The 12,365-nt window shown below is 35.7% G+C and carries 14 protein-coding genes and 1 other annotated feature; of the genes, 2 read left to right on the top strand and 12 right to left on the bottom strand.

The window, feature by feature from the left end:
* Positions 1–123: 123 nt before the first annotated feature.
* The 7 genes from P6936_RS00605 to P6936_RS00575 all read right to left on the bottom strand — a co-directional run bounded on the left by P6936_RS00605 (position 124) and on the right by P6936_RS00575 (position 7,078).
* Positions 124–879, bottom strand: a complete 756-nt coding sequence (locus tag P6936_RS00605) for an ABC transporter ATP-binding protein (protein ID WP_276880555.1) — start codon at positions 877–879, stop codon at positions 124–126.
* Positions 866–1,741 (bottom strand): ABC transporter permease, encoded by an 876-nt coding sequence (locus tag P6936_RS00600; RefSeq protein WP_004836518.1) that lies wholly within the window; start codon positions 1,739–1,741, stop codon positions 866–868. Before P6936_RS00600 ends, P6936_RS00605 begins: the two co-directional genes overlap by 14 nt.
* Positions 1,742–1,751: 10 nt before the next feature.
* On the bottom strand, positions 1,752–2,726 hold the full coding sequence (locus P6936_RS00595; RefSeq protein WP_276880554.1) for an ABC transporter substrate-binding protein: 975 nt from the start codon (positions 2,724–2,726) through the stop codon (positions 1,752–1,754).
* Positions 2,727–2,782: 56 nt separating this feature from the next.
* Positions 2,783–3,011: a binding site (T-box leader), on the bottom strand.
* 80 nt (positions 3,012–3,091) lie between these two features.
* Positions 3,092–4,102: an ornithine carbamoyltransferase gene (argF, locus tag P6936_RS00590; RefSeq protein ID WP_004836520.1), complete on the bottom strand. Its 1,011-nt coding sequence runs from the start codon at positions 4,100–4,102 to the stop codon at positions 3,092–3,094.
* 155 nt (positions 4,103–4,257) lie between these two features.
* On the bottom strand, positions 4,258–6,333 hold the full coding sequence (locus tag P6936_RS00585) for a heavy metal translocating P-type ATPase (RefSeq protein WP_276880553.1): 2,076 nt from the start codon (positions 6,331–6,333) through the stop codon (positions 4,258–4,260).
* Positions 6,333–6,650, bottom strand: coding sequence for a DUF6110 family protein (locus P6936_RS00580; protein WP_004836522.1), 318 nt, complete (start codon positions 6,648–6,650; stop codon positions 6,333–6,335). Before P6936_RS00580 ends, P6936_RS00585 begins: the two co-directional genes overlap by 1 nt.
* Before the next feature lie 140 nt (positions 6,651–6,790).
* Positions 6,791–7,078 carry a hypothetical protein gene (locus tag P6936_RS00575; RefSeq protein ID WP_276880552.1) on the bottom strand — a complete coding sequence of 96 codons (288 nt, stop codon included), beginning with the start codon at positions 7,076–7,078 and terminating at the stop codon, positions 6,791–6,793.
* Between P6936_RS00575 and P6936_RS00570 the strand changes: the two genes are divergently transcribed.
* Complete coding sequence (locus P6936_RS00570; RefSeq protein WP_276880551.1) at positions 7,053–7,265, top strand: hypothetical protein; 213 nt, start codon at positions 7,053–7,055, stop codon at positions 7,263–7,265. The two genes, P6936_RS00575 and P6936_RS00570, sit on opposite strands and share 26 nt — an antisense overlap.
* 1 nt (position 7,266) lies before the next feature.
* On the opposite strand, the gene P6936_RS00565 is transcribed toward P6936_RS00570, so the two are convergent.
* From P6936_RS00565 to P6936_RS00550, 4 genes are all read right to left on the bottom strand, one after another.
* Positions 7,267–7,797, bottom strand: a complete 531-nt coding sequence (locus tag P6936_RS00565; RefSeq protein ID WP_276880550.1) for a DUF4236 domain-containing protein — start codon at positions 7,795–7,797, stop codon at positions 7,267–7,269.
* A 91-nt stretch (positions 7,798–7,888) separates the two neighbouring features.
* A complete protein-coding gene (gene argF / locus P6936_RS00560) occupies positions 7,889–8,893 on the bottom strand; it encodes an ornithine carbamoyltransferase (RefSeq protein WP_004836524.1) in 1,005 nt (334 codons plus the stop codon).
* A gap of 138 nt (positions 8,894–9,031) precedes the next feature.
* The gene (locus P6936_RS00555) at positions 9,032–10,135 is read right to left on the bottom strand and encodes a hypothetical protein (protein ID WP_276880549.1); all 1,104 of its coding nucleotides are present in this window, start codon (positions 10,133–10,135) and stop codon (positions 9,032–9,034) included.
* Between the two features lie 9 nt (positions 10,136–10,144).
* Positions 10,145–11,308 carry a hypothetical protein gene (locus tag P6936_RS00550; RefSeq protein WP_276880548.1) on the bottom strand — a complete coding sequence of 388 codons (1,164 nt, stop codon included), beginning with the start codon at positions 11,306–11,308 and terminating at the stop codon, positions 10,145–10,147.
* A gap of 254 nt (positions 11,309–11,562) precedes the next feature.
* Here P6936_RS00550 and P6936_RS00545 point away from each other — a divergent pair, with 254 nt between their 5' ends.
* Complete coding sequence (locus P6936_RS00545; RefSeq protein ID WP_004836527.1) at positions 11,563–11,802, top strand: YkvA family protein; 240 nt, start codon at positions 11,563–11,565, stop codon at positions 11,800–11,802.
* Between the two features lie 226 nt (positions 11,803–12,028).
* On the opposite strand, the gene P6936_RS00540 is transcribed toward P6936_RS00545, so the two are convergent.
* Positions 12,029–12,316 carry a hypothetical protein gene (locus P6936_RS00540; RefSeq protein ID WP_004836528.1) on the bottom strand — a complete coding sequence of 96 codons (288 nt, stop codon included), beginning with the start codon at positions 12,314–12,316 and terminating at the stop codon, positions 12,029–12,031.
* Between the last annotated feature and the right edge of the window lie 49 nt (positions 12,317–12,365).

The raw sequence follows: 12,365 nt of genomic DNA, 5'->3' as shown, positions 1-12,365 counted from the left end.
TAACTAAAAAGATTTATTTTACCTATAAGACTTTTAGGAAAAATGAGTAACAGCTTAAAATTTAGCAAATAAAAACTGGCAAGCTATATTATCGGTAGAAATCCTATAGCCTAGCCAGTTTTTCTATTCGCCAAGTTCTTTTTTATACAACTTTATAAGTTCATCTTCTGTTATATCCTTTGCCCTTAAATCTAGGGCTATATGTCCCTTATTTAGCATTATTATCCTATCAGAATACCTCACTACATCTCTTAGGTTGTGAGATATTAAAAGAGTTGTGATTTTTTCTTTGTCTATTAGTCTTCTTGTCATATCCATTATATTTCTGCTAGTTTTTGGATCAAGGGCTGCTGTGTGTTCGTCTAATAAGAGGATGTCTGGTCTTTTGGCTGTAGCCATCAAGAGAGCTAGGGATTGCCTTTGACCTCCAGATAAGAGGCCAGTTTTTGTGTGTAGCTTATTTTCTAGACCTAGATTTAATTTCTTTATCCTTCTTATTATATCTTCTTTATCAGCAGATTTTCTTAATGACCTAAGGCCGAATCTTTCCCCCTTTTTTAGGGCTAGGGCCATATTTTCATAGATATCGAGGTTGGTCGCCACTCCATCTTTGGGATCTTGGTTGACCTTTCCCATGTATTTTGATCTTTTCTCTTCGCTAAGCTTTGATACATCTTCACCATTTACGAGAATTTGTCCACCATCAAGGGGTAGGGCCCCAGTAATTAGATTCATTAGGGTAGACTTGCCACAACCATTTGGTCCTATTATAGTTGTAGCAATTGCCTCCTCAACACTTAGGGAGAAATCTTTAAATATTGTGTTTTCCTCACTAGTTCCTAGGTTAAAGGATTTGTATATATTTTTAATCTCTAGCATTGTTTACCATCCTTTTATATTTTCTTTTAGATAGGTAGTTGTTGTAGGCGATGAAGGCTATAACTATTAGGGCTGTGATTAGTTTTAGATCATTTGGATTTAGTCCTAAGTATATAGCAAGGCCTGATATAATCCTATAGACTATAGCTCCCATAATAGCCCTAGAAGTATCTCTAAGCCTATCAGAAGCTTTCATTATAGTATCTCCTATGATTATTGAAGCAAGGCCTGTTACTATCATAGCAGTTCCCATTTGTATATCGGCAAAGCCTTGGTAGTTAGCCATAAGTCCCCCGCTAAGACCTATTAGGGCATTTGATAGGATAAGGCCTATCATAATCATCCCATCAGGATTTTTTCCTAATTGCTTAACTAATTTCCTATTATTTCCGGTGATTTTTAGAAGATAGCCTGCCTCACTTCTTAAATAATAATCAATAGCAAGCTTGATTAGAATTGTAAGGATTAGAAGGATTGGCCATTTTGGCAGATTGCCGAAGATGCTTGGGCTTCCTGCTATTGGAATATTACTTGCTCCTCCAACCCTAAGATTTATAGAATAGAGTATAGTTAGGGTCAAGATTCCTGAAAGAAGAGGATCTACCTTTACTTTTTTGTAGAAAAAGTAGGTAAGGCATCCTCCAAGTCCTCCAGCTACAATTGAACCAATAATTCCTAGATAAGGGCCAAGGCCCTTTTGGATAAGAACTGCTGCAAGGAAAGCTCCTAGTGGATAAGTTCCTTCCAAGGATAGGTCGTAATATTTTAAAAATTTGTAGGTGAGCATATAGCCCATGGCAAGGATTGCGAAAATCAATCCTATTTCAATGCTCGCTCCCATTGATGATATTAAAGCTGTCATTTTTTCTTCCTCAATCTACTTTTTCAGCTTCTTTTAAGATTCCCTTATTAAGATCAAGACCCAAGGCCTTGGCTGTTTTTTCATTTACTAAAGTCTTTATACTAGTAGCCTTCTCATAAGGAAGGTCTTTTGGACTTTTTTTATCTTTTAGGATTTGTACTGCCAAAGAAGCAGCCTGGCTACCAAGCTCCTTGTAATTAACTCCCTCGCTCATTAAGGCTCCATTCTTAACACTTCCTTCATCATAAGCTATTGATGGAATCTTATCCTTAATCAAGGCTTCGCTAATAACTGGCATGGCATTTACTACCACATTATCAGTAACTGTAACCATAGCATCGATTTTTCCCTTTAGGCTAGCTATAGCTTGAGGAATGTCATTTATAGATGAAACGCCTTGCTTTTCAAGCTTTAGTCCTCTTTGGCTTAGGGCCTTTTCTAGGGCTTCGATTTGAACTACTGAGTTTTGCTCGTTGGTGTTATACATAGTTCCAAAAACCTTTGTATCTGGATATAATTTTAAAAAGTCATCTATAAGCTTTCCTGCTTCTACATAATCAGAAACTCCTGTAAGATTATCTGCCTTTAGCCCTGCCCCTTCTGGATCAGTTACAGCTGAATAAATGACTGGCTTATCCTTTATAGTATTGGCAACTCCTTGGGCAGCTGGAGTTCCTATGGTATAAACTAAATCAGCCTTCTTATTGTTAAGGTCAGTAGCAAATTGTGCTATAAGGGCGAGATCTCCGTTTGCCCTATGATCAATTAATTCATAGGAAATATTTTCGCTATCTAGCTTTTCAATAAAGCCTTCCCTAGCAGCATCAAGAGATGGATGATCAGCAACTTGAACTATGCCGATTTTTAATTTATCTCCACTAGATGCTTCTTCTTTAGCTTGATCCTTATTTTCTGCTTTTCCACATGAGGCTAATAACAAAGCCATAACACCAATTCCTAACATTTTTTTGATTGTCTTTTTCATAATATCCTCCCAAATAATTTTGATAGATAGGTTTTTCCAATAAAAAAACTCGCCCTCCATAGGACGAGTGAAATTCGTGGTACCACCTAATTTTATAATCTAAAAGATTACCTCACAAGAGTCTATCAACTCCTTGCTTCAGATAACGGAAGCTCCCGTAACAGCTTACTTATTTCAGCTATTCTGCCTACAGAGGGAATAAGTAAATAATCCTTATTAGACTTGCACCAACCGTCTTTTCTCTAAGATAATTCTTATAAACTGTCTTTCTGTAATCACATTTATTCGTTAAATAGATAATACAGCTTTCTAGTATTCTTGTCAAATATTTATGTGAAATTATTTATTCTGCTAGATAATATTCACTATTCTGTCTTTAAGGTAGAATACAAAATAGCCTTTACAGCTGGAATCCTATTTTCTGTTTGATCAAAGACCATAGACTTTTCTGACCTAAATACCTCATCAGTAACTTCCATCCCATCAAAATCCATATCCTTTGGAAGTTTACTAATAACTTTCTTGGCAAGCTTTGATTTCTTATCGTGAAGGGCAGGTAAACAATGCATAAATATAGAATTGTCATGGGTTTTTGCCATAACCTTCCTATCAACCCTATAAGGATATAGCTTATAAATCCTTTCTAGAGGAACATTTTCCATCTCAGTTAGGGCAATCCACATATCTGTATAGATAATATCAGCTCCCCTTACAGCTTCTTCGAGATTTTCCGTATAAATCACTTGCGAATGATGACTTTCAGCAAAATCTTGAGATTGGTCTATGAAGTCCCTTTTAGGAAAGTACTCCCTAGGACCACAAGCTGTGAAATTTATTCCAAGCTTAGCACAAGTTACCGAAAGGGAATTAGGCATTATATCCCCCGGATAGCCCAAATAAACCAAGTTCAAACCACGAAGATAGCCGAATTTTTCTTTAATAGTTAGCATATCGGAAATCATCTGGCTAGGATGGCTTTTGTCGGTCATTGCATTATAGATCGGTACTTCTGTCATATTGACAAGCTTTTCAAGCATGGCTTGCTTGTTGCCCCTATAAACAATTCCATCGAAATATCTATCAAAAACATTTATGCTATCTTCTATGGATTCCTTCTCACCGAGCTTGCTTGAATTTGAATTGATGAGACTTACTCCCATACCCAAATCAAAGGCGGCAACCTCGAAGGAGGTCCTTGTCCTAGTGGAGGCTTCTTCGAAAAGCAAAATCAAGTTTTGCCCTTCCAGATACTTGTGGGCTTTCTTCTCTTTTTTGAGCTTCTTAAAGTCAGCCGCCAAATCTATTAAATAAAGAATTTCTTCCTCAGAAAAATATTTCATATCGAGGAAATTTCTATTTCTTAAATCAATTTCCATCTCTTACTCCTTTGTATTAATATACCATATTTAGACTCTCCTTACATAAAATCCTTGCTGAAAACCTAGGCTTGTTTTATATTTTCTAGGAGAAAAAAGAGGATAAAAAAACAGGACCTTCTTCTTTGGGTAAGTCCTGCTTTTACAAATCTTAATTAAATTTTATAAGACTTCATATTTCTACCAGCTATCATAACTGTTGATAGGTTATGAAGGAGAGATGAGTTTGTATTTGATAGCATACCCAAAACTCCTAGGAGTATTAGACTTGAATTGAAGGATACTATGTGTCTGTAATCACTTCTTATTCTCTTATCCATAGCCTTAGAAATTTTTACAACATCGATTAGTCCATCTAGACTATCGCTTCCTATAGAAATATCTGATATTTCTTTAGCTATATCTGCACCTTGATGCATAGATATACCAACATCTGCACTTGATAGGGCAACTGAATCATTGATTCCATCTCCTATCATTACAACAGTTCTTCCCTTGTTTTTCTCATCCATAATATATTGTTGCTTATCTTCTGGCAAAACTTGGGACTGGTAATAGTCAAGGTCGAGCTTTTCAGCTACACTTCTTGCTGCATTTTCTGCATCACCAGTAAGCATTGCTATATTGTCGAAAGACAAGGCTCTTAGTTCTTTGACTATATCCTTAGCCTCTTCTCTTAGAGGATCTTCGATGCAAATTACTGCTATAAGCTTATCAGCAAAGGCTAGGTAGAGAAGAGAATAGTCTTCTTTTAGCCTATCAATTATCTCTCTAGTCTTATCATCTATTTGGATTCCCTCGTCATCAAGAACGAAGTGCTCTGAGCCTATCATAGCTATCTTATCGACTATAGTAGTCTTTATTCCATGAGCTACGATATATTCTGGCTTAGAGTGCATCTCTTCATGCCTTAGCTTCTTTTCCTTGGCAGCTTCTACTACTGCTGTTGCTATTGAGTGTGGGAAGTGCTCCTCAAGACAGGCTGCAATTCTTAGACACTCGTCTTCTTCTATATCGCTAAGGGCAATAACTTTTGCAACCTTTGGTTCAGACTTAGTTAGGGTACCAGTCTTATCAAAGACTATGGTGTTGGCCCTAGACAAGTTTTCTAGGTATTTGCCACCCTTTACCAAGACTTTCTGTTCAGATGCTTGACTGATTGCCTTCATGATAGCAATAGGAATTGTAAGTTTCAATGCACATGAGAAGTCTACCATCAAGAATGACTTAGCTTTTTGTAGATTTCTTGTAAGTAGATAGGTTAGCCCAGCTCCAATAAATGAGTACTTAACTAAGCTATCTGCCATATTCTCCGCATTTTTTTGAGCTAAAGATTTATTTTTTTCACTATCAGAAATTAGCTCTATAATATGGCTTAGTCTAGATTCATCGTACTTCTTCTTGGTTTCTATTAGGATAGCTCCTTCTTCTATAGCTGTACCGGCAAAAACTGTAGCTCCGATTGATTTCTTAACTGGATTTGATTCTCCTGTGAAAGAAGATTCATTTACCATAGCTACACCCTTTACAACCTTACCATCTACAGGAATAGAGTTACCCATCTCAACTTCAACCAAATCTCCCTTTTCTACCTCTTTGATATTTTTGATAATCTTTTTGCCATTTTCAATTACAAATACATTATCAACATTCAAAGCGAGAGAATGGGCTAAGTCTTCTTGGGACTTCTTCATTGTATAATCTTCAAGCTTCTCACCAAGTCCCAAAAGGAACATAATGTTACCCGCATCTCCATACTGCCTGGTGGCAAGTGAAACGGAAATTGCAGTTGCATCAAGAAGCTCAACATTAACCTTTCCTTTAATCAAAGATTTAAAACCAGCTTTGATAAATGGATAGGCTCTAATAAATAGACCAATAGTGCTAAAAGGTTGAGGTAGGATATATTTGAAAAATATCCTAGTGTACATGGCATCTCTTAGGATATGGAAAATATCATTATCAGATTGAGCCTCAAAGTCAGCTCTTTCTATTGATATTTCCTCAATTGTCCTAAGGTCTAAGTCAAGGATAGCCCTTGCTATTTGTGAAATTTTACTTTCTTCATAGTAGACTGTCATTGACTTTGTAAGAATAGATACCCTACATGATTTGACCCCAGAAATACCCTCTATGCAGTATTTTAGCTTATTTAGATTTTCCTCTTTGATATAATCTTCATAGGTAAAACGGCTTCTTCCCTCGATCCTATGAGCAATAGAGGCTCTCATTATTTATTTTCTTCCTCAGCTTCTTCCTCATGTTCTTCGCATCCGCATCCGCAAGATACTTTTTCGATATCTTTTTCAGCTTCTCTTCTAGCTTCTTCAGCTTCTTCTTTAGCCTTTACTTCTTTAGCTTCTGCGATAACATCTTCTGCTGAAACTCTGATTGATTCAAGTGTTTTGTCAATGGATTCCTTAACCTTGAGTCCTCCAACAACTGTGCTTACTGTAGCCTTTTTGGCAAGTTTAGAGTTAAGAATCTTTCCTCCAACTACTCCTACCAATAGTCCTGCTCCGATACTTAGTGCTTTCTTTTCTAACATAAAAAACCTCCTTAAAATCCAAGTGCTTAGACACCTTCTTAAATTAAAAAACTCATCAGTGGCTAAGACCTTGTTATACAACAATTATACCCCTTTTTTTGACTTTTAAATAGGGAAATTTTCTAAAATTAAAATAATTCTTACTTTCCATCGATTATAGTGTCCGAAAAACCTATCATAAAATCAAAATCAGAGTTTTTCATCTCCAAAATCCCATATTCTACTAAAGTTATTTCAGGATTTTCTTTATATCTCCTATCAGGCTCACCATTTTTGTTTGTATGGATATATGTTTTCCCTATTATACTTGCATCATCAGCTACTTTTCCTCTTTCAGCAAATTCATCAGCCCTTAGGTCTACATCCATATCTTCATAGCTAACGGCCTTGTAGGAGCCATTTTTGTCAAATAATAGTGCATCTGGCAAAAAGCTTAGACCAATGTCATTCGCCCTTAGGCTTGTTACTTCTACATTTGTAGAAATTTTTCCTGGAAGCTTATTATCTAGCCTTATCGGACTTCTTTCAAGAATAACAAGTTTATCTCCATCTTCTCCTAGCCTATCAATAAAGAATACTTGGTCACTTTCGAGTATCCCAGCTAGAAGCTTTTGAGTTAAGTCATACTCTTTTTTGAATCTTCAGTAAAGTCATAATCAATCTTGATATCATCGCCTTCTTTTTTGTAGAAGTAAAGTATTGCTCCAATAAGTGTGAGAGCAATCAGGTAATGGTTAATGAAGAATAAAAATATTCCTCCTATTGATAGTATAAGACCCAAAAGCCTGTGAGGCCTTTTTGCCTCGCTTTTTTGTATTATTTCCTCTAGGGCAGTTGAGTGTATTTGACCAAAGTCCACTTTGTAGTTTCTTGTATTTTCATAAGTTTGCTCTTTGATGGAATTTTCTATCCTAGAGCTTTGTTTAGCCTTAGAAGTTTTTTCTAAGCCTGAAGCAAGGGGATTCTTAAATTCTTTTTGGTAAGAAAGGCCTGTACCAGGAATATAGGCTGTGCCCCTAATATTTCCCTTGGCAGTCTTGGTTATCCTAAAGCCCTTGCCACCCCAAGAAAATCCCGGCCCACTCTTACTCATATTAATCCTAAAGCCCATGCCCAAATTGATGCTTTTTCTAAATCTAAATCCCATGACCGTCTCCTTTTTTTATAATTATATCAAATTTTTATGATTTTTCCCAAAATAAAACTGCCAGCAAAACTGACAGTTTCATTATAAAGTATTATTTAAGTGTAGCATACATTATGGCTTTTATAGTATGCATCCTATTTTCTGCTTCATCAAAAACTTTGGATTGTTTAGATAAAAATACTTCTTCTGTAACTTCCATGCCATTTAGGTCGTATTTGTCGCCGAATTTTTCGTAGATTTCTTTGCCGACTGTTGTGTTTAGGTCATGGAAGGATGGGAGACAGTGCATGAAAATTGTTTCTTCTTTGGCATTGGCCATAACTTTTTTGTTTACTTGGTAAGGATGAAGTTCTTCGATTCTTTTTCCCCAAACTTCTTCCGCTTCTCCCATTGATACCCAAATGTCTGTATAGATTACATCTGCATCCTTTGTTGAAGCCATTACATCTTCACTAAATTCAACTTTTGAGCCGTGTTTTTTAGCAAATTCTCTAGCTATATCTTGGACTTCTTTTTCTGGCCATAGGTCTTTAGGACCACAACCGATGAAGTTTAGACCAAGTTTTGCGCAAGTTACTGCAAGGGAGTTGGCCATGTTATTTCTACAATCTCCCATATATACAAAGTTTAGTCCACGAAGTTTACCGAAGTTTTCTTTGATTGTAAGCATATCAGCAATCATTTGTGTTGGATGCCACTTATCTGTAAGACCATTCCATACTGGAACTCCAGCATTTGCTGCTAATTCTTCTACTAAGTCTTGCCTAAAGCCCCTATATTCGATACCATCATAGAATCTGCCGAGGACTTTTGCTGTATCTGCTATTGATTCTTTCTTGCCCATTTGGCTTGAACCTGGATCTAGGTAAGTAACTCCCATTCCCAAATCCATACCCGCTACTTCGAAAGAGCATCTTGTTCTTGTTGATGTTTTTTCGAATAATAAGACTATATTTTTGCCTTGAAGATAGTTATGTGGTGTTCCTGTAAGTTTAAGGTTTTTGAATTGTTCTGATAATTTGATTAAGTACAAAACTTCATCTTCTGTAAAATCTTTAATCGCTAGTAAACTACGTCCTCTTAAATTAACTCCCATTTTTATTCTCCTTAGTTTTTACAAGGGTCCGAAAAAATCCTAAGACCCCTTTGCTTATTTTCTTATCCTTGTATAAGCTTTTTTATCTTATCTCACTAATAATTATACATTAAGAAATCTTCCTACAAAAGAAACTTTTTATTTTCTATTTATATTCCTGTCGATATTTTTTACAAAGTCCTGAGAGTTTGTTACCATAGACTTAGCTGTTAGGGTTCCCCTGTCAGATAGTTTATTTACCGCAAACTCTTGGATATCTACTGTGTACATAAATACTGGTCTTATAACTCCGTTTATCTCGTTATATGATGGGGTCATATTGCCTGTGGCTATTGTAAAGAGTATAGCTGATGACATGATTACTGTCGATGATTTTTTGATATTACTTCTCATAGCATCTTGAGCTTCGTAGACATTGTTATAAGTGTCCTTAAATGTGTACCTATCTCTTATAGTACCTGCAATTACAAGCTTCACCTTATTTCTAACTGCTGCTTGAACAAAACCAGTTTTTATTCCTTCTTTTTCTACATATTCTGCAATTGAGCCTGCTTCATTTACCCTATTTATTATTTCATAGAAATTTTCTCTAGTGTTTTGGATCTTGAGGTATTCTTTTTGACCTTCGACTGTATTAAATTTAGCCCTCTCAAGATCATAGGCTACTGCTGCTGTTCCACAAAAGATCGCATTGGCATAGCCATTTTCTACTATCCTTGCTAGGGCATCATCGCTATCTTCATCTAAGCTTGTCGCTGTACCCAAGACCCAAGTTACAAAGCCCTTATTCTTTTTTTCATATTTTAAAATTTCGTAAAGCTCGTCATAATCTTTGGAAAAGGCGGTTTCTCTCGATCTTCCTTCCCTAAATCCAAAGGTAGCTTCTTCTTTTTCTGTTTTATCTACAAAGCCTTCAGTATAGACGTAAATCCCTTCAGATCCATCTTCTTTACGTCCAATGACTACCTTATCTCCCTTTTTGAGATTTCTAAATTCGACAACATCTACTCTTTCTTTGCCAGCTTCATCATTAACAACAGCTACTGTATCCATCCTAGATTGAAGGGCGAGCACCCATTTGCCATTTATCTTGAAGTATTCTGGAAATACTGATAGAGCATGGTAGCCTTCTGGGCTTATACCGTCTTTTTCTACTTCTACTAGTTTTGCATTAGGATATTTATCAAATCTTTCGTCAAATTCTTTTGGGAAGTATTTTGGAATTTCAAATTTATAGTCCATACTCACTCCTTAATATCTTTTTCCAGAAGCTTCTAACTTGTTTTCTTCCAAAGTATCCTTGCCATCCCGTAAGTGTTTTTCATCATAGGATTGGTAATCGCCTGCAATAAGCTCCTTTTCTAGATTTACCACGAAGTCTTGGACATTGGTCACAAGGCTTCTTACAGCTATTTTGTCTCTAGCACTAGATACCTTTCTTACAGCATTTTCTGTAACATCTACTGTAAATAAGAACACTGGGATTAGCTTGCCATTTTCATCTATCTTATAGCTTGAAGCTGTTTCAGCAGTTGATGCTGAATGAAGAGTCGTTGCCAGACATATGATTAAATCAGCCTCATCAGTTTGTCTTTTAACATTATCCAAAGACTCATAAACATTTCCTGTAACCTCTGGAAGGGGTCCATCATCTCTAATTGATCCTGCAAGAGTTATAGGAACACCTAGCCTCTTTAGGGTCTTAACAAAACCATCACGGACCTTGCCCCTATTTATAAATTCATCAATGGAGCCAAGCTTTCTTATAGCATTTAAGGTATCCAGATGATTGTAATGACCTAAGGGATCAGAAATTTGTGTATATATATCTTGACCCAAGGCAGTATTTAAGTAACCTCCCTCTAGGTCGTGGGTTGCCATGGCATTTCCACCAAGAAGAGAATTAACATAACCATTCTCAGCAAGTTTTGATAGAGCATTTCTAGTATCATAATCAAAAACTACTGCAGGGCCTAAGACCCAGCAAATATTTCCCTTATTAGCCCTTTTTTTCTTCATTAACTCATAAAGAAGTTTGTAATTAGAAGTATTAGAAGCTTCGACAAAATCACCACCATGATTTATAACTTCATCAGAAAAACCTTCTGGGTATTTTAATACCCCTTCTGAACCATCGCTAGACCTTGCTACAACGACCCTATCTCCCTTCCTAAGATTTCTAAATTCTCTTATACGAATCTTTCCTTCTTCAACAACTGCTAGGCAATCTTGGGAGCTTCTATCAGGAATTTGCCACTTACCATCTACTTTGTAGTAGGTTGGCATATGGCTTGTCAAATAAAATCCTTGTGGGCTTACCCCGTCCTTCTTAACTTCTACTGTCGAAACATCTTTAGAAGAAGCGTATTTCTCATCTGAAAAATCAGGTGGGGTAAATAGTAAGTCTTCTCTCATTTCTTCCTCCTGCTTATTAAACAAAAAACTCTTTATATTATGATAGTGGATAATAATTAATAAGTCAATATCCTTAATATTCTTATTAATTTTGTGACTTTTCCTTTATCTTCTTTCACTTTTGTAATCTTAATTAAAAACATTTCATGAACTTATTTTAAGTATAATTTTATATAATTAATTTGACATAGTAATATTTCAAGTATAATTAAGATACACATAAAGATATGTGAACTTTCTACAAGGAGTTTATAATGAATAAATTGATAAAGATTAAAAATTTCATACCAAGATATCTAAGAGCTATGAAAGATAAAGATACACCTCTTTTAGCAAAGCTACTAGGCTTATTTGCCATAGCCTATGCCATAACACCTTCGGATATGATTCCCGACTTTATTCCCTTCCTAGGAATTTTAGACGATGCCGTAGTTCTTCCTTTTCTAATCTATCTAACAAGCAAGATGATTCCTGAAAAAGTCTATCCTAATTAAGGATAGGAAATTAAAATAAGTAAAATCAAAAAAATGATAGGTTTTCTCCTTCTTAGAGAAACTATCATTTTTTTCTTAATGAAAATCTAAGTCTTTGTATTTTTCCTTTGATCTTTGGGTAAATAAAAAACCTAGATTTCTGCAAGAATCGCTTAATAATTTTTAAGTCTCACTTAACATTCATAGCTTCATCTTCTAATAAAGCTTAGTTAAGTCCAATAAGCGATTAGAGCCAACCTAGGTTAGTCAATACATCAGAGACCATATCTTTATTTACTCCTAAATTAATATTTTCATCAAAGACCATGTGTCCATCTCTATTCAATTTTAATCTATCCCCACAAGCTAGCTTGCCAATTGCATCCTTCATAGCTAATCTTTGCCTAAAAGTAATCTCTGAGTCTAAGTGAGATTCAAAATCGGATGAGAGCCTATCCATTCTTCCTTTACATAGATAATAAACTCTAGGACAAGTATCGTATGGGGTTTTTCTAAACGATTCGAAATCACCCATCGGACCTTCCTCCTTGATTGTATTAGAATGATTAATCTTTCTTGTTATT

Origin of the sequence: Anaerococcus tetradius, assembly GCF_947087635.1 — a bacterium.
Taxonomy (GTDB): domain Bacteria; phylum Bacillota; class Clostridia; order Tissierellales; family Peptoniphilaceae; genus Anaerococcus; species Anaerococcus tetradius.
Note: the sequence above shows the minus strand (reverse complement) of the source record. Positions and strands in the feature narration are given on the sequence as shown.

What these genes read in the sequence shown, in the direction of transcription:
- P6936_RS00550 (WP_276880548.1), bottom strand. Translation starts at nt 11,308, where the DNA reads ATGAGAGAAGACTTACTATTTACCCCACCTGATTTTTCAGATGAGAAA.
- argF (WP_004836520.1), bottom strand. Translation starts at nt 4,102, where the DNA reads ATGGAAATTGATTTAAGAAATAGAAATTTCCTCGATATGAAATATTTT.
- P6936_RS00595 (WP_276880554.1), bottom strand. Translation starts at nt 2,726, where the DNA reads ATGAAAAAGACAATCAAAAAAATGTTAGGAATTGGTGTTATGGCTTTG.
- P6936_RS00565 (WP_276880550.1), bottom strand. Translation starts at nt 7,797, where the DNA reads ATGGGATTTAGATTTAGAAAAAGCATCAATTTGGGCATGGGCTTTAGG.
- P6936_RS00545 (WP_004836527.1), top strand. Translation starts at nt 11,563, where the DNA reads ATGAATAAATTGATAAAGATTAAAAATTTCATACCAAGATATCTAAGA.
- P6936_RS00605 (WP_276880555.1), bottom strand. Translation starts at nt 879, where the DNA reads ATGCTAGAGATTAAAAATATATACAAATCCTTTAACCTAGGAACTAGT.
- P6936_RS00580 (WP_004836522.1), bottom strand. Translation starts at nt 6,650, where the DNA reads ATGTTAGAAAAGAAAGCACTAAGTATCGGAGCAGGACTATTGGTAGGA.
- argF (WP_004836524.1), bottom strand. Translation starts at nt 8,893, where the DNA reads ATGGGAGTTAATTTAAGAGGACGTAGTTTACTAGCGATTAAAGATTTT.
- P6936_RS00555 (WP_276880549.1), bottom strand. Translation starts at nt 10,135, where the DNA reads ATGGACTATAAATTTGAAATTCCAAAATACTTCCCAAAAGAATTTGAC.
- P6936_RS00585 (WP_276880553.1), bottom strand. Translation starts at nt 6,333, where the DNA reads ATGAGAGCCTCTATTGCTCATAGGATCGAGGGAAGAAGCCGTTTTACC.
- P6936_RS00540 (WP_004836528.1), bottom strand. Translation starts at nt 12,316, where the DNA reads ATGGGTGATTTCGAATCGTTTAGAAAAACCCCATACGATACTTGTCCT.
- P6936_RS00600 (WP_004836518.1), bottom strand. Translation starts at nt 1,741, where the DNA reads ATGACAGCTTTAATATCATCAATGGGAGCGAGCATTGAAATAGGATTG.